The sequence below is a fragment of the Natrarchaeobaculum aegyptiacum genome (genome assembly GCF_002156705.1).
GTDB classification, from domain to species: Archaea; Halobacteriota; Halobacteria; order Halobacteriales; family Natrialbaceae; genus Natrarchaeobaculum; species Natrarchaeobaculum aegyptiacum.
This window is the reverse complement of sequence record NZ_CP019893.1, coordinates 1,644,197-1,667,897: the sequence shown is the minus strand read 5'-3', so window position 1 is coordinate 1,667,897 and position 23,701 is coordinate 1,644,197. Positions and strand designations below refer to the sequence as shown.

Below are 23,701 nucleotides of genomic sequence, written 5' to 3'. Positions count from 1 at the left end.
ATGACGGTGGTCGTCAAGATCGGCGGCGCTCGCGCCGTCGAACCGGAGGGCGCGCTCGCGGACGTCGCGAGCCTCGTCGAAGGGGGCGAGGACGTCGTCCTCACCCACGGCGGTTCGACCGCCGTCGACGAGACCCTCGAGGCGCTGGGCAAGGAACCAACCTACGTCGAGACGCCCGGCGGCGTCGTCGGCCGCTTCACCGACGAGGAGACGATGGACGTCTTCAAGATGGTCATGCCCGGCAAACTCAACACCGACCTGGTCGAAAGCTTACAGAACGAGGGCGTGAACGCGGTCGGCCTCTCGGGCACCGACGGCAAACTGCTCTGTGGCAAGCGCAAATCAGCCGTTCGCGTCGAGGAAGACGGCAAGAAGAAGATCAAGCGCGGCGACCACTCCGGCAAGATCGAGTCCGTCAACGCGGATCTGCTCGAGACCGTCCTCACGGGCGGCTACATGCCCGTCGTCTCCGTTCCAGTGCTGGGCGCGGAGAAAGACGGTGGCTATACGGCCGTCAACGCCGACGCCGACCGCGCCGCGGCTGCGATCGCGGGCGCACTCGAGGCCGACCTCGTCGTCCTCACGGACGTCTCGGGTATCTACGAGGACCCCGACGACGAGTCGACGAAGATCGATTCGGCGTCGACGCCCGAGGAATTCGCCGCCGTCAAAGACGCTGCCGAGGGATTCATGACGAAGAAAGTCATGGCCGCCGAGGAAGCCCTCGAGGGGGGCGCGGCGTCGGTCGTCGTCGCCAGCGCGAACGCCGACGAACCGATCTCGAGTGCGCTCGACGGCGAGGGGACGACCCTCGAGCAGGGTGCGCTCGAAGACGAATCCGACGCGGACGACGCGGAAACGGAGGCTGCAGAATGAGCGATCACGACTTCGTCTCCGGCAGCAAGCCCATCCCGATAGCGCGTGGCGAGGGGCCGTACCTCTACACCGACGACGGCACGGAGTACCTCGACGCGGGCGCGAGCTACGCCTGTACGCCGCTGGGTCACAGCCACCCGGCGGTCGTCGAGGCCGTTCAGGAGCAAGTCGCCGAGTTGACGTTCGTCGACTCCTCGTATCCCGTCCAGTCCCGAGAAGACGCCTACGCGGCGCTCGTCGCGTCGGCGCCCGATGGGCTGGATCAGGCCTGGTTCTGCAACTCCGGTACCGAGGCCAACGAAGCCGCACTGAAGTTCGCTCGCTCAGCGACCGGCGAGTCGACGATCGTCGCCGCGACCCGCTCGTTCCACGGGCGGACGATGGGATCGCTGGCGGCCACCTGGAAAGACAAATACAAGAAACCGTTCGAGCCACTCGCGGGAGACGTCGAGTTCGTCCCCTACGGCGACAGCGAGGAACTTACGGACGCGGTCGACGACGAGACCGCCGCCGTCATTTTGGAACCGATCCAGGGCGAAGGCGGAATCAACGTCCCGCCGGCGGGCTACCTCGAGACGGCCCGCGAACTCACCGACGACGCCGGCGCGGCGCTCGTCTTCGACGAGGTCCAGACCGGCATGGGCCGGACGGGTTCGATGTGGGCCTGCCAGAACGCAGGCATCACGCCCGACATTATCACTACCGCGAAGGGACTGGGCAACGGCCTGCCCGTGGGCGGAATCGTCGTCCGCGACTGGATCGCCGACGGCGCAGCCTCCCACAACGCGACCTTCAGCGGCGGCCCCGTTGTCACGGCGGCCGTCGACGCGACCATCACGACGCTGATCGAGGAGGAGTGGCCGGCCCACGCCGCCGAGATTGGCGAGTACCTGACGGGCGAACTCGAGGACGCCCTCGGTGACTCGGTCCGCGAGGTTCGCGGCGACGGGGTCCTCGTCGGCGTCGAGTTGAAACGAGGAGCCAACCGCGTCGCCCGCGACCTCGCGCTCGAGCAGCAAGTGCTGGCGCTTCCCGCCGGTCGGACTGTCCTCCGATTGCTCCCGCCGCTCGTGATCGACGAATCCGAGGCCGACCAGCTCGTCGAGGCGATGCGTACGGTCATCGCACCCGACACAGAAGCCAACTCATGAGTAGCGCGACGACTGGCAGCGAGGTCTCACTCGAGGACGCTCGCGAGTTACTCGTCGACCTCGTGTCGATTCCCTCGCCCACACGCGAAGAGCGGAAAGCGGCAAAACGGCTCGTCGACTTCTTCGAGGCCCACGACCGTGAGGTCTGGATCGACGCCGTCGGCAACGTTCGTGCACCGGCCGACGACTCGGTCCTGCTGACCTCACACATCGACACCGTCCCCGGCGAGATTCCCGTCGAGGTCGAAGAGACGGGCGACGACGAGATTCTCTGGGGCCGCGGCAGCGTCGACGCAACGGGACCGCTCGCTGCGATGGCAGCCGCGGCCGTTCGCACTGGCGTCTCCTTCGTCGGCGTCGTCGGCGAGGAAGTCGACTCGCGTGGCTCTCGCTACCTGGTCGACGACCGAGACACAGCCCCGGAGGCCGTCGTCAACGGCGAACCCTCCGGGGCCGACGGGATCACACTGGGATATCGTGGATTGATCGCCGGCACCTACGTCGCGACGAGCGAATCCGGTCACACCTCCCGGCCGGACCCGAACGCGATCCAGCACGCCGTCCGCTGGTGGTCGGGCGTCGAAGAACACTTCGAGGGTGGCGAGTACGAACCCGTCTTCGAGCAGGTGACGACCAAGCCGGTCGGCATCGAAGGCGGCGTCAGCGAGGACGGCCTCTCCGTCGAAACGACGATGGACGTCCAGCTTCGGGTTCCGCCGGCACTCGACGTCGAGACCGTCCGCGAGGCCGCAGAGGCCGAACTCGAGGTCGGCACCGTCACCTGGAAGGACAAGGTCCCGCCGGTGATGATGAGCCCGCGAACGGAGGTCGCACGGGCGTTCCGCGTCGCCATCCGGGAGGTGGGCGAGGAACCGCGGCTGGTCCGGAAGACCGGAACCAGCGACATGAACATCTACGCCGGGGCGTGGGACTGCCCGATGGTGACCTACGGGCCGGGCAACTCCGACCTCGACCACGCCCCCGACGAACGCCTCTCGCTCGCGGAGTTCGACCAGTCGGTCGAGGTCCTAGAGCGCGTGGCACGCACGCTACAGGGTGACGACGCATGACAGAGACACGCCACTTCCTCGAGATCGACGACGTTTCTACCGACGAACTGCACGAGATCTTAGACCGCGCCGACGAGTACAAGCGCGCCCAGCACGCCGGCGAGCCCCACGAAGACCTCGAGGGGCAGACGCTGGGGATGATCTTCCAGAAGCCGAGCACCCGAACCCGGGTCTCCTTCGAGACCGGGATGACCCAGCTCGGCGGCCACGCCGTCTTCCTCGGCGAAGACGACATCCAGCTCGGCCGCGGCGAACCCCTGAAAGACACCGCGCGAACGCTCTCGCGATACGTCGACGCCGTGATGGCTCGCGTATTCAAACACGAGAACATCGAGGTGCTGGCCGACTATTCGTCGGTTCCCGTCGTCAACGGCCTCACCGACGACGCCCACCCCTGCCAGACGCTCGCGGACCTCCAGACGATCCGCGAACTCGAGGGTGGGTTCGAAGACGTGCAGGCGGCCTGGATCGGCGACGGAAACAACGTTGCCCAGTCGTTCGCCATCGGCTGTGCACGTACCGACGTCGACCTCACCATCGCCACCCCCGAGGGCTACGAGGTCGACGACGACGTCATAGAGCGCGCCCGCGACCTCGGCGGCGACCCGACGACCACGACCGATCCGCTCGAGGCGGCTGCCGACGCCGACGTCATCTACACCGACGTCTGGATCAGCATGGGTCAGGAAGACGAACGCGACGTCCGCATGCAGGCGTTCGACGGGTTTCAGGTCAACGAGGAGCTGCTCGAGTGCGCCCCCGACGCCTCGGTGATGCACTGTCTGCCCGCCCACCGCGGCGAGGAGATCACCGACGCCGTCGTCGAGAGCGACCAGTCGGTCGTCTTCGAGCAGGCCGAAAACCGGCTGCACGCACAGAAGGCGCTGCTGAGCTGGTTGCTGGAATAGCGTCGATTGAGTCGTGACGGATACTGGGTTCTCTCCTGATGAGAGCATCCGTCCTGACCGAGCCGAGCAGGAAAGTCACGATTTCCGCAACGAAACCAATCGTTACTCGAGACGAAACGTAATTTTGAGTGTGAACGAAACCGAAATATTATATTCAAGGCTGTCCAGATCTGAATCGATGTCAGTCAGAGTACTGCTTGCAACGCTACTCATGGTTCTCGGCCCAGCAGCCCTGATGGCCGTCTACCTGACGTAGCGAACGCAGAACGTGGGGACCAACTGGGGGTATCGACAGTCGACCAGTCGATGCGTTTTCGAGGACGGAATCGACCGCGGGCCACGCGGACGAACCGTGAGCACTCAGGAGACTGCCCTCCGGACAATCACGTCCTTTTTCTCCCTGCCACCCCTCACGGACGACAATGAGTCTCAGTCTATCGGCCGATTCCCCGGCGGTACCCGACGACGCCGACGACGGCGTCTGGCTCGAGTGCATCGAGTGCGGGGAGACGTTCGCCCCGTTCGACGACGTTCGCTACACCTGCGACGAGTGTGACGGCCTGCTCGAGGTTCGGTACGCCGACCTCCCGACACTCGAGGACTTCGACGGGCAGGGCCAGGGCGTCTGGCGATATGCGGACGCGCTGCCGCTCGAGTCGGGCGTCTCGATCCAGGAGGGAGCGACGCCGCTGTACGAGGTGCCACGTCTCGAGGAGAGCGTTGGCGTCGAGGCACTGCGGATCAAACACGAGGGGATGAACCCGACGGGATCGTTCAAGGACAGGGGGATGACCGTCGGGACCGCCGTGGCGCGGGAACTCGGCGTCGGTCGACTGGCCTGTGCGTCGACTGGGAACACGAGCGCCGCGCTGGCCGCCTACGGCACCCGCGGCGACATGGAGACGCTCGTCTTGCTGCCCGCCGGCAAAGTCGCAGCGGGGAAAGTCGCCCAGGCCAGCCTCCACGGTGCTCGCATCCTCGAGGTCGACGGCAACTTCGACGCCTGTCTCGACATCGTCCAGGATCTCGCCGCGAGAGGCGAGGCCTACCTGCTGAACTCGCTCAACCCGTTCCGACTCGAGGGCCAGAAGACGATCGGTCTCGAGATCCTCGAGGCGTTCCAGGCCGACTACGGGACGTTCCCCGATCGGATCGTCCTCCCCGTGGGCAACGCGGGCAACACCTCGGCGCTGTACAAGGCGTTCCGCGAACTCGTTCAGGCCGGGTCGCTCGAGCCCGAGGAGGTTCCGAAGCTGACCGGTGTGCAGGCCGAAGGCGCGGCACCGATGGTCGAGGCAATCGAGAACGGTGCCGACGAGGTTCGCCGGTGGGACGAGGTCGAGACCCGCGCGACGGCCATCCGGATCGGCAACCCGGTCAACGCGCCGAAGGCGCTGCCGGGGATCCGCGAGACCGGTGGGACGGCGATCGCCGTGTCAGACGAGGAGATCACCGACGCCCAGCGCGACCTCGCCAGAGAGGGGATCGGCGTCGAACCCGCCTCCGCCGCTTCCGTCGCCGGCCTCCGGAAGCTCCGCGCCGAAGGCATCGTCGACGACGACGAGCGCGTCGCCTGCCTCACGACCGGCCACCTGCTCAAAGACCCCGACGCGGCCGCGGCCGCCGGGGCGGAGCCAGAGCCTGTCCCCGCCGATACGGAGGGCGTGCTCGAGCACCTCCAGAACTAGCGAGAGAGTCGAAGCCGGCGGCCGTCCGGCCGGCGTCAGATCGTCTGACGCCCGACTGACTGAGCTTTTTCAGGTCCCGTCTGGTAGGATCGGTTCGTCCATGTCCGCCGAGCAACGATCATCAGACCGTTCATCCTCCAGTCGGAGTCGACCGCTCGATGGCGGCCCGACGGGTGTCAGCGTAGCCCACCCCCCACACGTGCCAGACGTGTCACTCGAGGCCACGAACCGAGCGACGACCGAGTCCGAGCCCGCGAGGCACCACTCAACAGCGATCGCCCAGGAGCCACTGGCTCACCGGATCGAACGAACTCAGCTCGAGGCGACGATTGCCGCCCTCGAGCGCGAACTGGTCGCCAGCGAACGCCGTCGGCAGGGCGTCATCGATCAGTACGAGCGGTTGCTCGAGTGTCGAGGACGCGGTGGAGGCGAGGCGTCGAACGAAAACAGCGACGACGAGATGTCAGAAACCGGAACGCGAGATCGAACCGCCCTCCGCCGGTTGTTCGGGCTCGGCCGTCAGTAACGTCGGTCGGCGGGGTCCCGGCTAGTCGGAGCACCCGGCGGCGGCGTCGCTCTCTGCGTCGCCAGCCGGTTCCGTCGGACCGTCGGGGGACGTCTCGAGTTCGACGTCCGTCGGCTGGTCGCCCGTGGTCGGGTCGCCAGCAGGGACGGACGCGGGGTCGGCCTCTGCGGTCACCTCCCGGACGAACGCCAGGTAGTTGTCGAAGACGAGTTTGGACTCACAGGCCTTCCGATAGTTCTCTGCGGTTATCTCGGCGAGGACCGACTCGAGGCGCTCCTGTGAGAGGTCCTTTCGGTGGACGAGGTCGCGGGCGGTCTTCGGGTCGAACTCGGGGTGGAACTGGACGCCGAAGACGCGGTCTTTGCGGAAGCCGTGGACGGAGTAGTGATTCTCCGCGAGCGCCGTCGCACCGGGTGGAAGGTCGGTGACGGCGTCGGAGTGGCTGGTAAAGGAGGTGAACGTCTCGGGGATTCCTTCGAATAGCCGTGTGTCCGCCGTCCGGGTGATCTCGCTGTAGCCGACCTCGTAGGCGCCCATGGCCTCGACGGTGCCGCCGAGGACGCTCGCGAGCAACTGGTGACCCCAACAGATGCCGAGGTGTGGGATGTCGCGGTCGACTGCCTCGCCGACCCACGCCCTGGTCGCGTCGATCCACTCCTCGTCCCAGTAGACCGACGAGCGCGATCCACTGACGACGACGGCGTCGAACGCGTAGTCGTCGGGGATCTCCCCGTCGGTGACGTAGTACTCCGCCAGCGAACCGTCGAGTTCGCGGCGAAAGTTCCGGGTCGTGTTCATATCCCGGTGGGATGCATTTAGCACGGCGATCCGAAGGTCGCTCATCGACCGGTCTAGGCGACTCCGCACGAATAGGCCTTCTGCCACGCGCCGACGTTGCCGGGACCGCGGACGTACCCGAACTCGGTGAAACGCGAGTAGCCACCACCTATCGAGACCGTCGCCCGAACCCGATAACGACCGGTTACCGGGAGTGATCCAGCGAGTATCGCCCAGACTCGTCCCGTCGAGCCCGCATCCCGGTGTCGAACCAGTCGTCGAACTGTCCAGCATCGTCGAGATCGTCGGACCACCCCCTGTCGTCGGCATCGCCGAACCGTCCAGCGTCGTCGCTCTCGGCAGTCCTGTCGAGGCGATCGGATGGACGGTTGCCCCTGCTCCCGTCAGTCAGGTAACCACTCGCGAGTACCGGCCCCGATAACTCGAGGCGTCCCGCACCTGCCCCCTCGATCAGGTCGCCGTCGTCAACCAATCGGACGTAGCAGTCGGGTACCGGGACACCGATCGCGTCTTCGTGATCGTGATTCTGCTGGACCTCCGATTCGCCGCCGATCAGTCGCGTGAACGCAGTCGGGCACTCGAGGCGGCCCCACGCGCGATAGATCGAGATCCCGCGATTGGAAAATGCCGTTCGAACGTCGTCGGCCAGCGACCCCGAGACGACGACCCGCTCGAGCGCGTCGACCGCCTCGTCGAATCCGGGGTCGGTCGCGAGATCCCGCAGGGCTCCGGGTCGACCGGCGGCGAGGGTCGCTCGCTCGCAGTCCATCGCTGTCACTGCATCGCCGGGGTCGAACGCCCGGTCGAGCAAGAGTCGGCCACCGACGTATAGCGTGGGGAGCGCGACGCGGGCCAGCGAGTCGGGGGTCGACAGCGGCGCGAGAAGCGACACCGTATCCGATCCGGAGCATCCCCAGGCGACGACGGCCGTCAGGCAGTTGCGCTCGAGCGCCCGTTCGGAGTAGGCGACGACCGGCCGGCCGTCCTCGCCGTGAAGAGCCAGCAACGGGCGGTTGGGGTTCGGGCTCGGGTTCGGATCTGGATCGGACTCGGACTCGACGGTCGCCAGCTCGTCGATCGTCACGACCGAATCGACCGGGAGCGACCGACGCAGGTCGCGCTGGGCCGGCTCGGCGACGAGGAGGGTCGGCTCGAGTGCGTCGAACGGTCGCTCGACCGTCACGGGCGTCAGGAGGTGCGAGATCGGTGCGAGCGTTGCCTCGAGTCGGCGACAGGCGAACAGCAGCGCGAGCGACGTCACGCGGTTTCGCGAGAGGAGACAGACGGTGTCCCCGGGATCGACGCCGAGCGTGGCGAGCCTGGTCGCCAGTGCGTCGGCCAGCCGCGAGAGGGTCGCGTAGGAGACGCGGTCTTCGTCGATCGTCCGCGCGGGAGCGTACAGGTCGTCCTCCGAGACGTCGACGACGGCGGTCCGGTCGGGAAACAGGTCGGCGCGACGGGCCAGCGAGAGAGACACGGGTACGGGACGGCTTCACCGCTCGGGGTGGTAACGGGCGGGCGGTCACTCGCAAGGTGTGTACGGTTTCGATCCCGGACGGGCCACGACGTGGTCACTCGATGGCCTCGAGAAAGCCGTCGAGCAGGTCGTTGACCGGCCGTGACCGCTCGACGAACGCGAGGTGACCGGCTCCCTCGAGCGGGTGGAACTCCCCCCGGGGAAGATCGCGGGCGAGTGATTGCCCCGCGTCGACGGGAACGAGGTCGTCGGCCGTCCCGTGGACGACGAGCGCGGGCTGGGTGATCTCGACCAGCCAGTCGGTCGCGTCGAAGTCCTCGAGGGGGGCGACCTGTGTCTCCCAGCCCGCGCGGTCGGCGTCGCCGTCAGCGCGCCAGTCGACGATGCCCTCACAGACGTCGGGGTGGGACTCCCGGAAGTCGTCCGAGAGTCCCGCCTCGAGCGAGTCGGCAAGCGCGTCGCGGTCGTCCGGCGGGGCAAACAGCGGTTCGAGATCCATCGCCTCGCCATCGGCAGCCGCACCGAAGAGCGCGAGACTCCGCGCGCGAGACGTGGTTCGGGCCGCCTCGAGTGCGATTGCAGCGCCGAGCCCGCAGCCGACGAGGTGGGCGCGACGGATGTCACAGGCCTCGAGAACGGCCTCGAGGTCGGAAACGTGGGCCTCGAGAGAGCAGGGACCGGGCGGAGCGTCCGAACGGCCGGTTCCCCGGAGATCCCAGACGACGGTCTCGTAGGGGCCGGTGAGCGCGGCGTGTTGCCACCCCCAGGACCAGCCGCCAAGGCCGGCCTCGGAGACGAAGACGATGGGGTCGCCGTCGCCGTCGCGCTCGTAGAACAGCGAGACGGAGTCGTTCGTTGCGGTGGGCATATCGAACGGAAGTGCACGGACGGAAGGGTCGGTTTCGGTTCTATCCGATACTACTGTGGCTACCGTACCCCCAAAACTACAATTCCTCGAGATCCGATTCGAGGTGGGTGCTCGAGACCCACGGGCGACCGTAATCGTCGACCAGTGCCGCGAACTCCCAGTGGGACAGTCCAGCGTGGTCGGCGGCTCTCGAGAACGTGACCGTACCGTCGGTTAGCCACTCGAGTGGCTGTTCGTGACGCGAATTCATACTGTTCTCTTCGGGGGCGCGGTACACGAACGTTTCGCCGCCGTCGAAAAACCGACCGTCAGGCGTCCAGAACCTGCCGGAGTACGTCCGGCGCATCCTCGAGCGCCTCGTCCAGTGCGTCGACGTCGGGACCGCCACCCTGGGCGAAGTCCGGCGGGCCGCCGCCACCGCCGCCCACCTTCGCGGCGAGTTCACCGACGACCTCGCCGGCGTTGACGCCCACATCGTCGGGGACGGCGACGACGAACTGGGCGCTCTCGAGCCCGCTGCCGAGGACGGCGATGGTGCCGTCGTCGGCGATGGCGGTCGCGGTCGCCCGGAGTTCGTCCACGTCGCCGTCGATGCGGTCGACGACCGCCGTCGCGTCACCGACGTCGACTTCCTCGCTCCCGCCGCCGGTGGCGCGGGCCTCTGCGAGCTGTTCTTTCAGGTCGTCGATCTGTTTGCCACGATCCTTCCACTCCTCGAAGAACCGTTCTGCGGTCTCGGGGACGTCCTCCGGGGAGACGTCGAGCACGTCGGCGGCCTCGTAGAGGGCGTCTTCTTTCTCCTGAGTGGCCTCGATTGCGGCCTCACCAGCAGCGAAGGTGATGCGTTCGACGCCGTCCTGGACGCGCTCGGTGTTGAGTACCTTGATCGCGCCGATGTCGCCGGTGCGAGCGACGTGGGTGCCACCGCAGGCCTGTACGTCCTCGTCGACGTGGATCAGGCGGATCTGCTCGCCCGGGGGGATGCCGCCCTGATAGAGGTCGAAGCCGTGTTCGGCTTCTGCCTCGTGGCGGTCGGGCCACTCCTGGGTGACCGCCGTGTTGTCCATCACGATCTCGTTGGCACGGCGTTCGATCTCCCGGACGTCATCCCGGGAGATGCGGTCGTAGTGACGCAGGTCGATCCGCGAGGAGTCGACGCCCTTCTGGGCACCGGCCTGCCGGACGTGCTCGCCGAGCACCTGCCGTGCAGCGTGGATGACGATGTGCGTGGCAGTGTGATGGCGCATGAGTTGCCGGCGACGCGAGGCGTCGACCTGCCCGTTGACGAACTCCCCTTTGCCGGGATTCTCGTCGGTCCGGTGGCAGATGACGCCGTCTTCGATCTGGACGTCGCTGACCTCGAGGGTGGCGTCGTCGGTCGAAATCGTCCCGGTGTCGGCGGGCTGGCCCCCGCCTTCGGGGTAGAACATCGTCTGGTCCAGGACGACGTCGTACCCCTCCTCGCGTTCGAAGACGTCGAGGACGACTGCCTCGAACTGGGTGCGCTGTTGGTCGTCGTAGTAGAGTTTCTCCGTCTCGGGAAGGTCGGAAAAGCGCTCGTCTCCCTCCTGGGTGACGGAGCCGGCGTCGTCGGGCGTCTCGTGACGCTCGGCGACCAGACTGTAGAAGTCGTCGGGGACGTCGACGGTCGCACCGGCCTCCTCGGCGATCTCGGCGACCATATCCGGCTGGATGCCGTGGGAGTCGTAGAGTTCGATCAGTTCCCCGGTGGGGATCGCCTCGCCGCGTTCTGCGTACTCTGCAGCGAGCTGTTCGACCCGGCGACCCCCGCGCTCGAGCGTCTCGCGGTACTTCTCGACTTCCGTGCGGACGACGTCGCGGATCGTGTCACGGTTCTCGTAACCCAGCCGTTCGGCCTGCATGTCGACGAGTTCGTCCAGCGGTGCGTCGACACCGACGGTATCACACAGGCGCTTGGTTCGCCGCAGGACCATCCGGGCGAGGTAGCCCGTCCCGACGTTCGAGGGGACGATACCGTCGCCGAACATGTACGCGAGCGTCCGGCAGTGGTCGGCGATGGCGTAGATCGACTCGAGCGGTTCGACGAGGTCCCGGAGTTCCTCGACCGAGACGTCCAGCTGGTCGGCGATGTCGCCGCGGGCGGCCTCGACGTCGTCGACGTCGTCGATATCGAGGTTACCCGAGAGGCGTGCTGCGCGACCGACGAGTTCGGTTTCGTCCTCGGTGTGTTCGATGCCCGCGTTGTCCCTGAGGAAGGCGATCATCTCGGGGTAGATCGCCTCGTACACCGTCGGGGTGCCCTGGCTCATCCAGGTCCAGCGCTCGAGCCCGTAGCCGGTGTCGACGATGTAGGTGTCCATGTAGGAGTAGCGGTTCCCGTCTTTGAGTTCGTACTCGCCGTCGGGGTCGGCCTCCATGCACATGAAGACGAGCGTCGCCAGCTCGAGGCCCTTGTAGATGACCTCGATGGCGGGGCCGGCGTTGCCGCCGCCGACCCAGGGGTCTTCGATGTAAGTGACCTCCTCGATGTCCGCCCCGAGCGAGTCGAGCAGATTGTCACAGAGTTCGACGGTCCGGTCCTTCCAGTAGACCTCGCCCTCGTAGGCGTACTCCTCGTCGGCGTCCTCGCGTGCGTTGAACGCGTGGTGGGCCATCATCTCGAAGGCCATCGTGTGGCGGCCCGTCTTGCCGACGTTGTCGATGTCCTGCATCCGGATACAGGGCTGGCTCACCGTCAGCGGATTGGCCGGCGGCGGGGTCTCTCCGGAGGTCACCAGCGGCTGGAAGTCGTAGATCGACGCCTGAGTCAGGAGGACGTCCTCGCGCCAGCGGTTTGCTGCGACCGGGTAGGGCTCGATTCGGTCGTGACCGTGTTCTTCGAAAAAGGAGAGAAACGCCTCGCGCATCTCTTCGAGGCTGTACTCCTCGGCGAAGCCAGGGTCGTCGATGAAGTCGTACTCGGCACACGGCGGCTCGCCACAGGTCACGCGGTCTGCGTCGCGCGTCCAGAAGTGGTTCCCACACTCGGGACACTCCTTGCGCACGAATCCTTCCTCCTCGAAGTACTCGAGGCGGTACTCGTCCGCGAGTTCGCTCATTGTACGTCCTTGACCAGCCAGTGCCTAAAACAGTTCCGCAACGTTCATTCCGCGAGAGTGCCCGACACGGGCTGATTCGGGCAGTCCGACGGGGGCGGATAGCCCGACCGTCGGTTTGGCGGCGACGAATACCCCCTCAAGCGGGCCACACGCCAGCGACCGTCGGGTCCGACTCGCCACCGAGCGGCGGTTTCGGACGATCGATAGATTGTACGAGCGAATATCACATCAACGAAACAGAATAGACTAAATTTAACGAGATCGTCGGATTTGGGGCGCTCGAGAGCCAGCCTCGAGTCGCCGAATCGCCCGGCAGAATCTTTAGTATGGAATCAGAGACTGTACGTACAGACGACGGATTCGGATTCGATGACATCGAAGGCTCACTCGACGACGCAGACCTCCCCCAGATCGATCCTCTACGTCGGCCCCACTGACGTGGCGGCGGCCGAACGAGCGACGGCGCTGGAAGGCGTTCGGGTCGGACCCGAGCGAACCGTCCACGCGACGGCCACCGTCGGCGAAATTCCCGACTGGGTGTCCGAGGTCGACTGCGTCGTCGTCGACGGCGACAGCGACGACGAGCTGGCAGCGATCGCCGACGCCTGCGGCTCGACGCCGCTGGTCGTCTTCGGCGACGGGCCGTACGCCGAGGCGACGATTCCCGCGGCCGTCGACGGCCACGTCAGGCGGGACGCCGGCGACGCCCACGCCCACCTCGTCGACGAGATCGAACGAGTCTGCGCCCAGACTCGAGACGACCGGGACGGGACGGCTGGCACGGAAGCCGAAGCCGAGGCCACCACAGCGGGTGACGAGTCAGACGAGGGTTCGAACGGCGAGGGTGCGGCCAATCCAGGCGTCACCGACGGCGACGCACCCGAGTCAGCGATCACCGACGACGCCACATCCGGCCCAGCAGCCACCAACGACGCGACCCAGTCCGGCGACACCGGGGGCGTCACGACCGCCGTTCCAGCCGACCCTGGTGACGACGTCGGGGCTGGTCGCGACGAGCGTCTCGACACCAGCACGGCCGGCGCGGTGTTCGACACGACCGCTCGTATCGCCAGCTGTCGGGAGCGAGACGACCTCTTCGAGCGCCTCGTCGAGGGGGCCGTCGAGGTCCTCGGCTTCGAGCACTGCTGGCTCGCGACGATCAACTTCGGCGAACTCGTCCCCAGGGCGGTCGCCCCGGACGTGCCGGACGAGGCGGTTACACCCGTCTCACTCGAGGAGCCCCTCGGCGTGGCGTTCCGGGCGCGCGAACCGATCCGGATCGCCGACCTGGCGACCTACGAGTGGATCGAGCCCCCGTTCGACGGTGCACGTTCGCTCTGTAGCGTCCCCGTTGGCGAGGTGGGCGTCCTCCACGTCGCCGCCACCGAGGCCGACGCGTTCGACGGCGCCGACGTCGCCCTCCTCGAGGGGCTCTGTGAGTTCGCCGCGGCGATCCTCGAGCGCAACTGGACCGAACGCGGCGTCACGAACGAACGTAACCGGTTGCGACGGGAGCACAGCCGCGTCCTCGAGCGCTACGAGCGGATCAAAGACGAGCGCGACGCCCTGTTCACGCTCTTCCGAAACGTCTCCGAGCCGACACTCCGGTACGACCTCGAAGATGGCGAGGCGGTCGTCTCCGGGATCAACGCGACGTTCGAGGCCGTCTTCGGCGTCGACCGCGACGCGCTGATCGGCGACGCCGTCACCGACGTCGCGCTCCCGTCGGGGCTCGCCGACGACCGGCGAACGCTCTCGGCCGCACTCGAGGCCGGCGACCGCCGCCACCTCGAAACCCACTGGCTGACGCCCGACGGCGTCCGCGAGTTCGAACTCACCGTCGTTCCGCTCGAGGTGGGCGGCGACGACTCGGAGACCGATCCTGCAGACAGCGGCGGCGGCATCCTCGTCTACGAGGACGTCACCCAGCAACACCGCCGAGAACGCGAGTTGCTGGCCGCTCGCCGCCGACTCGAGGAGGTCGCGAGCCGGATCAGCGACGACGTCCAGACGTCGCTGAACACCGCGCGGGGCTACCTCGAACTGGCCGAAAAGACCGGCGACGCCGAACACTTCGACGTCGTCGCGACTGCCCACGAACGCCTCGCAGAGCGCTTGCAGGGGCTGATCGACGTGGCCGTCGGCGATGACGACGACCGCGAGCCGGTCGTCCTCACCGAGGTCGCGACCCGGGCCTGGCTCACCAGCAACACCGACGACGCCCGGCTGGTGACCGAAGGAGACCTCGTCTTCGCCGCCGACCGCGAGGCCGTCACCGACCTGTTCGAGTACGTCCTGCAGGCGACAATCGCACTCGAGGGCGTCGAAGAGAGCGACGCCCGGGTCACCGTCACCGTCGGCGCGGCGGACGACGGCTTCTACGTCGCCGGCAGCCGGCCTGCGACGGCCGACGCGGATGGTGAAGACGTCGACGACGAACTCGAGCCCGACCCGGACCCCGATCCGGGCCGACTCGACGCGGCCGAAGACGCCGACGGAACCGAGTTCGGGCTCGAGTTCGTCGAGCGGATCGCCGACGACCACGGCTGGGACGTCGGCGTCGCCGCCGACGACGACGGCACCGCCATCGCTATCCGCGGCGTCGAGAGTCTGGACCTCGAGTGAGCCGAGCGGATCGCTGTTCGAGTATTCTATAACGTCGAATACCGGGGAGAGACAGGAAGCGACGAGTCGACTACTCGTTCTCGAGCGCCAGCGACGCCAGCAAGGCCTCGAGTTGCAGGCGTTCGTTCGCCCCTTCGGTGATCCGGTAGTCGGCCTCGCCCAGCCGTTCGAGCAGGCGGACGGTCGCCTGCTCCGGGATGTCGAACGTCCAGGCCGAGCGATGCAGCTGGTCGATGACGTCGCCGCCGGCGAGTCCACGGTCGGTCAGCAGTTCCTCCAGGGCAGCCCGCGCGGCGGTGAAGTCGCCGTCGATAGCGTGTTCGACCATCGCCTCGACTTCTTCGGGGCGGGCGGTCGAAGTGATCGCGAAGACCGTCTCCTCGTCGACGACCTCGCCCATCACCGCGGCGGCCTGCAGTCCGTTGATCGCCTTTCGCATGTCGCCGTCGGCGGCGTAGACGAGCGCGTCGACGCCGTCGTCGGTCACCTCGATCCCTTCGTTGTCCGCGATGTCGCGAACCTGGGCTTCGATGGCCGTCTCGCCGAGTTCGGTAAAGCGGAAGACGGCACACCGCGACTGGATGGGGTCGATGATCTGGCTCGAGTAGTTACACGAGAGGATAAAGCGCGTGTTGTTCGAGAACTGCTCCATCGTCCGGCGTAGCGCCGACTGGGCGTCACTGGTGAGCGCGTCGGCCTCGTCCAGGAAGATGATACGGTGGTCGTAGCCGCCGAACGACGAGCGCGCGAAGTCCTTGATGCGGTCGCGAACCACGTCGATTCCGCGCTGGTCGGAGGCGTTCAGCTCGAGGAAGTTCTCGCGCCAGTCGTCGCCGTAGACCTCACGGGCGATGGCCGTCGCCGAGGTCGTCTTGCCGGTTCCGGCTGGCCCCGCGAACATGAGGTGGGGGAGGTCGTCCTGCGTGACGTACCGCTGTAGTCGCGGGACGATGTCCTCGTGGCCCTTGATCTCGTCGAGTCGCTGCGGCCGATACTTCTCGATCCAGACTTCGGTCCGGCCGGGCGTCGGCTCCGTCGGCTCCGCCGGCTCGGCGTCGGCCTCGCTCATACGCGAAGGTGGGTCGCGCCAAAGATAAATCGACCGAAGCCCGGCCCGGCCGGTCCCGACAGGAGCCGGAAGTCGTGACTCGAGCCAGAACCAGTCGGGACCAGCCGTCAGTCCGACGGCTCGGTCATCACGGTCACCGGCCGATCTGCCTCGAGAACGAGCCGCTGGGCCGTACTGCCGAAGATCGCCTTTCCGGTTGGCGATCGCTTGCGGCTCTCGACGGCGATGGTATCGGCGTCGACTTCCTCGGCCACCCGCATGATTTCGGTGACCGGGTCCCCGTGTTCGTGGCGAACGGTGACGTCGACGCCGGCGGACTCGAGGTCCGACGTGACGGCGTCGACGATTTCGGGTGGTTCGACGTCCTCGAAGAGGTCCGCAGAGTTTACGACGCCAGCCTCGTCGGCGACCTCGAACTCCTCGAAGACGTTTACGACGATGGCTTCGACCTCGCGACCGTCTTCGGCGAGCGTGGTGACGTATCGTGCGACCTCGAGTCCTCGATCTGCAGTGACTGCGACGACGACCGTGTACATACCGTGACGTTCGCCCGGTGAGACCAAATTCGTTTGGTCCTGGATCGGCGGGTCGTTCACTCTCGGCAGCGGACGAGTTCGAGAGAGCGACGCGCTCAAGACCGTCGCCTCCCAATCGCGGCCATGCGCGTCACCGTGGACGTCAAGGGCGACGAGACGCACGAACTCGACTTCGAGGAGCTGTCGGACCTCGACGGGAGCGATCCATCGAGAGGCTCGCGGGTCGAGGCCCAGCCGACGTACGCGGACCTCCTCCGAGCGGTCGACCTGAGCCCCCACGAGGTGAGCGTCCTCGTCGACGGCCGGCCCGTCCCGGAGGACCAGCCGGTCGAGACTGACCACGTGACCGTCCTCCGGCTGATCAAAGGCGGGTGAACGCGTGTTCGTCAGGACCGCGACGCCCGACGATACCCTCGAGGTTCGACGCATCGTCGACGGGGCGATGCTCGAGCCCGGACCCGTCGAGGATCGGATCGCCAACGGCGACGTCCTCGTCGCGGGTGACCGCCGTGGATCGAGTGTCGAAACTCCCCCTGTGGAGCGAATCCTCGGAACCGCAGTCCTCGAGCCACGCGACCACGGTGCACACGTCGACGCCGTCGCCGTCCGGCGACGCCACCGGGGGCGTGGGATCGGGAGCGCGCTGATCGAAGCCGCACTCGAGCGAAAGGGCCGGCTCACGGCGCACTTCGACGCCGACGTGCGGCCGTTCTACGACGCACTCGGGTTCGAAATCGAGCCGCTCGGTGAGGGGCGATACCGGGGCGTGGCGTCTCGACCCGAAACAGGGGGCGAGACCCGACGGTGACGCGTCGGGTCGAGCCCTACGACGACTCGAGTCGCGGCCGAATCCGGTCGAGCCCCATCTCGAGCATGTCGGGGCTGACGGGCTGAAACTCGCCGTCGTCGGGCAGGTACGGCCGGACGGAGTCCCAGCTATCGCGGGCGTAGCGTTCGTCGAGCAGCACCCGGACGCCGACGTCCTCGGGCGAGCGAATTACCCGGCCGATGGCCTGTCTGGCCTTCCGGACCGCGGGAATCGTCAACGCGTACGTGAAACCGTCGCCGAACTCCTCCTCGTAGGCTCGTCGCACGGCCTTCGTCCGCGGGCTCGCTGTGTTGACGATCGGGACGCCACAGACCACCGCCGCCGACAGACGGTCCCCGCTGTAGTCGACACCCTCGGTGAGCGTCCCCCGGAGACTCGTCACGAGCACCTTCCCCTCGCCTGCGAAGAACTCGCTCTTGAGTGACTCGGTCGTCTCGTCGTCGCTCGAGGCGTCGAGCAAGACGGGTTTCTCGACCCGGTCGGAGAGGACGCTCGCGGCCCAGTCGGCCTCGCTGTAACTGGGCATTCCGACGAGGACGTTCCCCGGGAGCCGGGCGACTTTCGTGATCGCGTCGGCGTAGTGACGTCGCGTCGGGTTCTGTTCCTCGTGGTCGTCTCCCGAGACGTCACCGCTCGCGGTACCCTGCCCGGGCCGCCCCCGGTTCTCGTAGGTGAACTTCGGTGCGGCGACGGCGAAGCTCTCGCGGTTCTCGTCGGGAAAGTGGAGGCCGTATCGGCGTTCTACGACGGGCCGATCCTCCTCGCGCGCGAGGTAGTCGAGACCCGTCACCTCGGTGAAGGCGTCGATCGGTTCGAGCGTCGCGCTCATGAGGATGCCGCCACCGAAGGCCGCGAGGCGCTCGCCGATGGCCCCGCTCGGCACGCAGTTGTGCAGGGCGAGTCGGGCGTTGTACACCCGCCGCCAGGAGTCTGCGGGTTCGGCGTCGTCCCACGTGCGCTCGAGTTCGATCTCACGGAAGTAGGTCGTGTGATCGCGGCGGTACCACTCCCCGAGGACGCGGCCGACCGCCGGTGCGGCGCGGGTCCGGTCTTCGTCTTCGGCTTCGTTCAGGATGCGGGCGGCGACGGCCCCCACGGCTTCCACTCGAACCCAGTCGACGTCGGTGTATCCCGCTTCCCGCGCCCACTCGGAGATCGCGTCTTCGGCCGGTTCGGCGGGGTCTCGGAGGGGTATCTCGTCGTCTCCGAGATCGCGAGGGGTCGACTGCCACCCCCTGTGTTTCCGGTCGAGATGTGCCCGCACGCGCCGGTCGAGTTCCCCACGGAGGTCCTGGAGGAACTCGAGGCTGCGGACGAGTTCGTCGTAGGAGACGTCACTGTCGTTCAATTCCGCGCGGACGAGGTCCGCGTCGGCAGTCTTCGACCCGCCCGTCGCCGACCGGCCCTCGCGTTCGAACTTCACGGGCTGGATGACTCGCGAGAGTTCCGTCTCGGCGTCCCGGAGCGTTCGGTCGGCGACGCCGTCGCTAACCAGCGATCGGACCCGCGGTTCCAGCATGTGGGCTTCGTCGCAGACGACGAACGTCGAGTCGTCGAGCAACGCGCCGGTGAACGTCCCGGTCGTCCGCGGATCGAACGCGTGGTAGTAGTTCCCGACGACGACCTCGACCTGGCCCAGCGCGGCTCCCATCACCGAGTGCGGGCAGGTGCCGTGACGGGCCGAGAGCGCGACGAGGTCCTCAGGCGTGATCATCCCCTCGCGCGTGAAGTCGTAGGGGACCGCTTCCGAGGGATCGCTGTCGCTCCCGTCTTCTGGAAGGTCCTCGAGGTACTGGGCGTAAAACGGGCAGTACTCGGTTTCGCCACCGACGGGTCCGCCGTCACTGTAGGTCGGGAGGTCGCGCGGATAGGGCGTCGGCTCGCCTGCCGTCTCGAGGTAGGTCGCTCCGTCCTGTCGACCGCTGTCCGCGAGCCCGATCTGCTGGCTGCGCGCCTGGGCGGCGAGCGAGCCGGCGGTCGTCTCCCCGCCCTCGCCGGTGAGGTCGCGGGTGCGCTCGCGCAGCGTCTCACACCGGTCGTAGACGTTCCCGTCGTCGATACCGGCGCATCCCTCGCGGTTGTACGGGCAGACGTCTGCCTTGCCCACGAGGGTGAGCCCAGAGACCGGGCGGGCGTCGTCATGAAGGTTCTCGTTGATCGTCTCGAGGTCGGCTTCGAACTGACGTAGCTGCTGTTTGACGCTCGTGAGGACGAAGACGCGCTCGTAGTCGCTCTCGGGGTCCCGGACGAGGTCGATCCCCGCGGTGAGCGCGATCATCGTCTTCCCCGTACCACACGCACCCTCGATGACGGTGAAGCCGCCGTCTCGAGCGGTCTCTGCGGCGGTCTCGATACCGTCGACCTGCTCGTCGTAGGGATCGGCGTGGCCGAAGATCGAGCGCCAGTCGGTCATTCTTCCAGTACTCATCGTGGGTCGGCCAAAGCGTTGACGGACTGGGCTTGCTGCCCCTTCGGTGATAAACCTTCGCGGGCGAGGAGACCGAGACGAACTCGAGTCCACGGGAAAGCCGACTACCGAACCACAACCCACTCCCGTCCCCACCCGGTACGGAAGGTATGAGCGATTCCAGCGACTCGAGCGACTCGAGTGTTCCAGGCCTCGACGTCGACGTCGACCAGTGGCGCGCGGAACTCGAGGCCAAACGCGACGAGAAAGGCCAGTTCTTCGCCGAGCACCCGCAGTCGCCGATCCCGCCGGACGACCGCGACGAGTTCGACGGGCTAGACTACTTCGACCCCGACCCGGCTTACCGGGTTCGCGCGACGGTGACGGTCCACGACGAACCGGAGGTCGTCTTGCTCGACACCACCGCAGGCGGGGAGATGCGCTACCTGAACGTCCTGACCCTCGCGTTCGACCTCGAGCGGGAGGACCCCGACCTCGAAGACGGGCAGTACGAACTGCAGGCGTTCGAACTCGAGGCGCAGGCCGACCAGCCGCTGTTCGTTCCGTTCCGGGACAAGACGACCGGCCAGCAGAGCTACAGCGGCGGTCGGTACATGGAACTGGCTCCCGAGCGAGACCTCGAGACCGGAGACGAGATCGTCCTCGATTTCAACCTCGCGTACACGCCGTTCTGTGCCTACAGCGAGACGTTCGACTGTCCACTCCCACCGGAAGACAACTGGCTCGAGGTTGCGATCCCGGCCGGGGAGCGCTTCGAGTGAACGAGACTGGCCCCGCTCTCACGGGGCGACCTCGAGAATCGCGTGAGAAATCGCCAGACGGGGGTGACACTCGAGTGGAAATGAGGGGGTTCGGGTGTGGGGAGGTCGAGGCGAAACAGGGGGGTTCGAGTCGGCCGCACGCGCGCACTGATCGGTGAGCACAGCAGATAGTGTTCGGTCGAGAAATTAACGGAAGTAGCGGTCAGTCACCGGCGATCAGGGAGCGACGCCGACGGTCAGCAACGTGCCGTACTCCCGATACCGCTCGACCATGTCCTCGCGAGTCTCCCAGTCCTCGGTGGGGAACGCGCTTTCGTCGGGAATCTCGGTCTCCCGATCGGGCACGTTGTCCTGAGCGGCGACGTGGATGCCCGCGTCGCGAAACGCCGTCCGGTACTGCTCGCGATCCCAGCGAGTCATCTCGATCGAGATCCGTTCTTGCCACTCGTGGGAGTGGACGTTCTCCTCGTAGTAGTTGACCGCACAGTAGAACGTGCCGCCGGGACGGAGAATCCGGGCGACCTCCTCGAGCGTGTGGTGGGGATCGGCGGCGTAGTAGAAGGCCTCCATCGACCAGACGTGATCGATCGAGTCGTCGGCAAACGGCAGGTCGTCGAAGTCGCCGACGACGTAGGCGACCTTCGGGTCGTCGGTGTAGGAAGCGGCGTTGCGGGCCATCTCGGGGGCGCCGTCGAGGCCGTAGACGCGACCGGCCTCCTTCGTGTCCCGAAGGGCGCGACCGGCGTAGCCGCTCCCACAACCGAGGTCGAGGACGACGTCGCCCGGCTCGACCGGCATCCGGGCCAGTGCGTGTTTCGCCGTGTGCCAGTGACGCTGTTCCATCCCGCGGTCGCGACCGCTCGCGGCCCACTCGTCGAACTCCTCACGTACGCTCATATCCTATTTACGGACCCGCGTGGGGAAAATCGGTTCGACTCCGGATCGGTGGTCAGTCTCGAGTGTCGACTCCGAACCCAAGACCGGACGCGAGTATCCGAGGAGTGCCACTCGCTGTGAGCGTCCCGTCGGGAATCGTGACGTTCCAATCGCCCCCAGAGGCTGTCACGAGCCGTCGATGAGCGACATCCGCACGCTTAAGGTGATACCGGAAGTTGTTGGGTCCAGCAGACAATGACCTACAGGCTCGAGATCGACGACGCGCCGGAGACGGTACCGGGTGGGACCGGCGTCCTCTTGCTCCATCCGAGCACCGGTGAAACGGATCGCTTCGACACCGACTTTCTCAAAACCGATACGGACCACTTTCTCGTCGTCTCCACCCGAACGACCGCCCGCGAAGTGCGACAGAAACTCGAGTATTACGACGTCGACGAAAACCGCGCCGAGATCCTCGACACCCTCAGCATCGAACGCGGGTACTCTCGACGCGCCGGCGATACCGTCCACTACGTCGCTGCGCCCGACGACGTGGATGGCATCGTCAATCACATCGAAGGGTTTCTCCAGACCCACGACGGCAAGCTCCGGCTGAGCTTCGACTCCGTGACCGAACTGGCCTACTACGCCGGCGAAGACGACGCACTCGAGGCCGTCGAACGCATCCTCGAGCTACTCACGGAGTACGACGCGATCGGTCTCTTTCACCTCTCGGAAGACCCCCACGACGAGGCGACCGTCGAGTCGTTCGAATCGCTGTTCGACGGCGTGATCGACCTCGACGAAGACGGCAGCGTCGACGCGTCGTTCTAGTCTCTGGGGCCCGTTCGGGGCAGAGCCGACTCGAGATAGTTTTATCCACCCTGACGGTGTGTGAACCACCCCATGACCGACCAGCCAGACGACACCGACGTCGAACCCGAAGCGAGTGGGAAACCCACCACCGGAGAAGGCGAGGTCCGAATCTGGTACGATCCCCGACGCGACCGGGAACTGAGCGACGCCGTACTCAGCGCGATCGAAACGGCAACTGACGCCGACCTCGAGAAAGACGACTGCGACCTCTTCGACGCGGTCGACCCCGAGGCACTCGACGACCTGTTCACCGAATCGTCAATCGAAACCTCGGTGCAGTTCAACACCCCAACCACTGGCATTCGTATCACGCCCGGGAACACGTTCGAAATTCGAGTCGCGAGCCTCGAGGGCGGTGGATAGCCGAGACCGGATCGGAACGTCGAGCGTCGGCTGACCGAAGAACTCGACGGTCGGCCTCGAAATCCACTCCTCGATCTCCCGCGAACGCGTCAGTCGGCCATCGCGTCGAAGGTCTTCTCGGCCCACCGAACCGCGTACTCGGCGCCGTGATCCCGGTAGGCCGCCGTGTCGAGCGCGCCGAAGGGTGCCGGTAGCTCGATAGCGTGCTTGATCGCCGCACACGCCAGTTCCGTCGCGTCCGCGACGTCGGTCTCGCCACGAGCGACCGCCCGCGGAAGCCCGGCGACCCGACCCTCGAGTCTGTCACCGGCGTCTTGCCACGCGTCCGCCAGTTCGGGATGCGTTTCGTGCCACTCGGCGAAGACGTCCTGCGTCTGGAGGCCGACCCAGCCGTCGTACAGCGCCGCTGCGATCTGGTAGGTGCTCGTCGGATCGGCGTCGATCGCCCGGTCGAGGTCGCGGTACGAATCCTCGAAGAACCCGAGGAAGTGTTCGGGAACCTCGAGTCCGAGTTCGACGAACGCCTCGGCGAGGAGAAAGTTCACGAACGACTCGGGAGAGCCCTCGAGTCGCGGCTTGACCAGGACGACCGGCGGGTCGGTCTGGCGCGTCCAGACGACGCTCCCGTCGCCCGGCATCCCAATGGTGAACGTCGAGCTCGCGTACTGTGAGAGAACCGCCGGCGAGTCATCGGGAAGCCAGTCAGCGGGATAGGTCGCCGGCTCGAGTGCGTCGACGGCGAACCCCAGTTCCTCGGCTGTGGCCGGTGGTACCGTCTCGAAGTCGCGAGCGGTGTCGAAGACGAGCGCAGCTGGCGCGTGATCGGCTTTGATCGGTTCGACTACGCTCTGACACGCGCGTGGCTCGAACATCGAGGGTGCGGACACGAATGACCC

The 23,701-nt window shown here is 66.8% G+C and carries 22 protein-coding genes; 12 read left to right on the top strand and 10 right to left on the bottom strand.

The genetic code is table 11. The features are described from left to right. From B1756_RS08235 to B1756_RS08210, 6 genes are all read left to right on the top strand, one after another. Complete coding sequence (locus B1756_RS08235) at nt 1-876, top strand: acetylglutamate/acetylaminoadipate kinase (RefSeq protein WP_086888108.1); 876 nt, start codon at nt 1-3, stop codon at nt 874-876. Beyond that, on the top strand, nt 873-2,027 hold the full coding sequence (locus B1756_RS08230) for an aspartate aminotransferase family protein (RefSeq protein ID WP_086888107.1): 1,155 nt from the start codon (nt 873-875) through the stop codon (nt 2,025-2,027). Before B1756_RS08235 ends, B1756_RS08230 begins: the two co-directional genes overlap by 4 nt. Continuing rightward, complete coding sequence (locus B1756_RS08225; protein ID WP_086888106.1) at nt 2,024-3,097, top strand: [LysW]-lysine hydrolase; 1,074 nt, start codon at nt 2,024-2,026, stop codon at nt 3,095-3,097. Before B1756_RS08230 ends, B1756_RS08225 begins: the two co-directional genes overlap by 4 nt. Continuing rightward, entirely contained in the window at nt 3,094-4,005 is a 912-nt protein-coding gene (gene argF / locus B1756_RS08220; RefSeq protein ID WP_086888105.1) for an ornithine carbamoyltransferase, read from the top strand. Before B1756_RS08225 ends, argF begins: the two co-directional genes overlap by 4 nt. Nucleotides 4,006-4,427: 422 nt before the next feature. Further along, the gene (thrC, locus tag B1756_RS08215; protein ID WP_086888104.1) at nt 4,428-5,693 is read left to right on the top strand and encodes a threonine synthase; all 1,266 of its coding nucleotides are present in this window, start codon (nt 4,428-4,430) and stop codon (nt 5,691-5,693) included. Nucleotides 5,694-5,901: 208 nt separating this feature from the next. Then, on the top strand, nt 5,902-6,219 hold the full coding sequence (locus B1756_RS08210) for a hypothetical protein (protein ID WP_152031278.1): 318 nt from the start codon (nt 5,902-5,904) through the stop codon (nt 6,217-6,219). A gap of 21 nt (nt 6,220-6,240) precedes the next feature. Here B1756_RS08210 and B1756_RS08205 read toward each other — a convergent pair whose 3' ends face one another. From B1756_RS08205 to alaS, 5 genes are all read right to left on the bottom strand, one after another. Next, on the bottom strand, nt 6,241-7,062 hold the full coding sequence (locus tag B1756_RS08205) for a type 1 glutamine amidotransferase (RefSeq protein ID WP_086888102.1): 822 nt from the start codon (nt 7,060-7,062) through the stop codon (nt 6,241-6,243). Nucleotides 7,063-7,201: 139 nt separating this feature from the next. Further along, nucleotides 7,202-8,494 carry an AMP-binding protein gene (locus B1756_RS08200; RefSeq protein ID WP_086888101.1) on the bottom strand — a complete coding sequence of 431 codons (1,293 nt, stop codon included), beginning with the start codon at nt 8,492-8,494 and terminating at the stop codon, nt 7,202-7,204. A gap of 94 nt (nt 8,495-8,588) precedes the next feature. Next, a complete protein-coding gene (locus B1756_RS08195; protein WP_086888100.1) occupies nt 8,589-9,362 on the bottom strand; it encodes an alpha/beta fold hydrolase in 774 nt (257 codons plus the stop codon). 76 nt (nt 9,363-9,438) lie between these two features. Next, nucleotides 9,439-9,612, bottom strand: coding sequence for a hypothetical protein (locus B1756_RS19380; protein WP_161493161.1), 174 nt, complete (start codon nt 9,610-9,612; stop codon nt 9,439-9,441). A 58-nt stretch (nt 9,613-9,670) separates the two neighbouring features. Beyond that, nucleotides 9,671-12,442: an alanine--tRNA ligase gene (gene alaS / locus B1756_RS08185; protein WP_086888098.1), complete on the bottom strand. Its 2,772-nt coding sequence runs from the start codon at nt 12,440-12,442 to the stop codon at nt 9,671-9,673. Between the two features lie 369 nt (nt 12,443-12,811). Here alaS and B1756_RS08180 point away from each other — a divergent pair, with 369 nt between their 5' ends. Next, nucleotides 12,812-15,067, top strand: a complete 2,256-nt coding sequence (locus B1756_RS08180) for a GAF domain-containing protein (protein WP_086888097.1) — start codon at nt 12,812-12,814, stop codon at nt 15,065-15,067. Nucleotides 15,068-15,137: 70 nt separating this feature from the next. On the opposite strand, the gene B1756_RS08175 is transcribed toward B1756_RS08180, so the two are convergent. Together B1756_RS08175 and B1756_RS08170 are read right to left on the bottom strand one after the other, a co-directional pair. Next, nucleotides 15,138-16,136 carry a replication factor C small subunit gene (locus B1756_RS08175; protein ID WP_086888096.1) on the bottom strand — a complete coding sequence of 333 codons (999 nt, stop codon included), beginning with the start codon at nt 16,134-16,136 and terminating at the stop codon, nt 15,138-15,140. 107 nt (nt 16,137-16,243) lie between these two features. Then, a complete protein-coding gene (locus tag B1756_RS08170) occupies nt 16,244-16,672 on the bottom strand; it encodes a universal stress protein (RefSeq protein WP_086888095.1) in 429 nt (142 codons plus the stop codon). A gap of 123 nt (nt 16,673-16,795) precedes the next feature. On the opposite strand from B1756_RS08170, the gene samp2 reads away from it, so the two are divergent. Together samp2 and B1756_RS08160 are read left to right on the top strand one after the other, a co-directional pair. After that, nucleotides 16,796-17,047, top strand: coding sequence for a ubiquitin-like small modifier protein SAMP2 (gene samp2 / locus B1756_RS08165; RefSeq protein WP_086888094.1), 252 nt, complete (start codon nt 16,796-16,798; stop codon nt 17,045-17,047). Between the two features lie 4 nt (nt 17,048-17,051). Beyond that, nucleotides 17,052-17,480 carry a GNAT family N-acetyltransferase gene (locus B1756_RS08160; protein WP_086888093.1) on the top strand — a complete coding sequence of 143 codons (429 nt, stop codon included), beginning with the start codon at nt 17,052-17,054 and terminating at the stop codon, nt 17,478-17,480. Nucleotides 17,481-17,496: 16 nt separating this feature from the next. Here the strand turns inward: B1756_RS08160 and B1756_RS08155 are convergent, their stop codons facing one another. Beyond that, a complete protein-coding gene (locus B1756_RS08155; RefSeq protein ID WP_086888092.1) occupies nt 17,497-19,914 on the bottom strand; it encodes an ATP-dependent DNA helicase in 2,418 nt (805 codons plus the stop codon). A gap of 164 nt (nt 19,915-20,078) precedes the next feature. Here B1756_RS08155 and B1756_RS08150 point away from each other — a divergent pair, with 164 nt between their 5' ends. Continuing rightward, nucleotides 20,079-20,690 (top strand): DUF1684 domain-containing protein, encoded by a 612-nt coding sequence (locus B1756_RS08150; protein WP_086888091.1) that lies wholly within the window; start codon nt 20,079-20,081, stop codon nt 20,688-20,690. Nucleotides 20,691-20,906: 216 nt separating this feature from the next. On the opposite strand, the gene B1756_RS08145 is transcribed toward B1756_RS08150, so the two are convergent. Beyond that, a complete protein-coding gene (locus B1756_RS08145; RefSeq protein ID WP_086888090.1) occupies nt 20,907-21,587 on the bottom strand; it encodes a class I SAM-dependent methyltransferase in 681 nt (226 codons plus the stop codon). Nucleotides 21,588-21,821: 234 nt separating this feature from the next. Here B1756_RS08145 and B1756_RS08140 point away from each other — a divergent pair, with 234 nt between their 5' ends. Both B1756_RS08140 and B1756_RS08135 read left to right on the top strand, forming a co-directional pair. Then, nucleotides 21,822-22,400, top strand: coding sequence for a DUF7090 family protein (locus B1756_RS08140; protein ID WP_086888089.1), 579 nt, complete (start codon nt 21,822-21,824; stop codon nt 22,398-22,400). Between the two features lie 72 nt (nt 22,401-22,472). Next, a complete protein-coding gene (locus B1756_RS08135) occupies nt 22,473-22,805 on the top strand; it encodes a HalOD1 output domain-containing protein (protein ID WP_086888088.1) in 333 nt (110 codons plus the stop codon). Nucleotides 22,806-22,894: 89 nt separating this feature from the next. On the opposite strand, the gene B1756_RS08130 is transcribed toward B1756_RS08135, so the two are convergent. Further along, on the bottom strand, nt 22,895-23,677 hold the full coding sequence (locus tag B1756_RS08130) for a DUF7089 family protein (protein WP_086888087.1): 783 nt from the start codon (nt 23,675-23,677) through the stop codon (nt 22,895-22,897). Between the last annotated feature and the right edge of the window lie 24 nt (nt 23,678-23,701).

What these genes read in the sequence shown, in the direction of transcription:
- B1756_RS08235 (WP_086888108.1), top strand. Translation starts at nt 1, where the DNA reads ATGACGGTGGTCGTCAAGATCGGCGGCGCTCGCGCCGTCGAACCGGAG.
- B1756_RS08230 (WP_086888107.1), top strand. Translation starts at nt 873, where the DNA reads ATGAGCGATCACGACTTCGTCTCCGGCAGCAAGCCCATCCCGATAGCG.
- B1756_RS08225 (WP_086888106.1), top strand. Translation starts at nt 2,024, where the DNA reads ATGAGTAGCGCGACGACTGGCAGCGAGGTCTCACTCGAGGACGCTCGC.
- argF (WP_086888105.1), top strand. Translation starts at nt 3,094, where the DNA reads ATGACAGAGACACGCCACTTCCTCGAGATCGACGACGTTTCTACCGAC.
- thrC (WP_086888104.1), top strand. Translation starts at nt 4,428, where the DNA reads ATGAGTCTCAGTCTATCGGCCGATTCCCCGGCGGTACCCGACGACGCC.
- B1756_RS08205 (WP_086888102.1), bottom strand. Translation starts at nt 7,062, where the DNA reads ATGAGCGACCTTCGGATCGCCGTGCTAAATGCATCCCACCGGGATATG.
- B1756_RS08195 (WP_086888100.1), bottom strand. Translation starts at nt 9,362, where the DNA reads ATGCCCACCGCAACGAACGACTCCGTCTCGCTGTTCTACGAGCGCGAC.
- B1756_RS19380 (WP_161493161.1), bottom strand. Translation starts at nt 9,612, where the DNA reads ATGAATTCGCGTCACGAACAGCCACTCGAGTGGCTAACCGACGGTACG.
- alaS (WP_086888098.1), bottom strand. Translation starts at nt 12,442, where the DNA reads ATGAGCGAACTCGCGGACGAGTACCGCCTCGAGTACTTCGAGGAGGAA.
- B1756_RS08180 (WP_086888097.1), top strand. Translation starts at nt 12,812, where the DNA reads ATGACATCGAAGGCTCACTCGACGACGCAGACCTCCCCCAGATCGATC.
- B1756_RS08175 (WP_086888096.1), bottom strand. Translation starts at nt 16,136, where the DNA reads ATGAGCGAGGCCGACGCCGAGCCGGCGGAGCCGACGGAGCCGACGCCC.
- B1756_RS08170 (WP_086888095.1), bottom strand. Translation starts at nt 16,672, where the DNA reads ATGTACACGGTCGTCGTCGCAGTCACTGCAGATCGAGGACTCGAGGTC.
- samp2 (WP_086888094.1), top strand. Translation starts at nt 16,796, where the DNA reads ATGCGCGTCACCGTGGACGTCAAGGGCGACGAGACGCACGAACTCGAC.
- B1756_RS08155 (WP_086888092.1), bottom strand. Translation starts at nt 19,914, where the DNA reads ATGACCGACTGGCGCTCGATCTTCGGCCACGCCGATCCCTACGACGAG.
- B1756_RS08150 (WP_086888091.1), top strand. Translation starts at nt 20,079, where the DNA reads ATGAGCGATTCCAGCGACTCGAGCGACTCGAGTGTTCCAGGCCTCGAC.
- B1756_RS08145 (WP_086888090.1), bottom strand. Translation starts at nt 21,587, where the DNA reads ATGAGCGTACGTGAGGAGTTCGACGAGTGGGCCGCGAGCGGTCGCGAC.
- B1756_RS08140 (WP_086888089.1), top strand. Translation starts at nt 21,822, where the DNA reads ATGACCTACAGGCTCGAGATCGACGACGCGCCGGAGACGGTACCGGGT.
- B1756_RS08135 (WP_086888088.1), top strand. Translation starts at nt 22,473, where the DNA reads ATGACCGACCAGCCAGACGACACCGACGTCGAACCCGAAGCGAGTGGG.
- B1756_RS08130 (WP_086888087.1), bottom strand. Translation starts at nt 23,677, where the DNA reads ATGTTCGAGCCACGCGCGTGTCAGAGCGTAGTCGAACCGATCAAAGCC.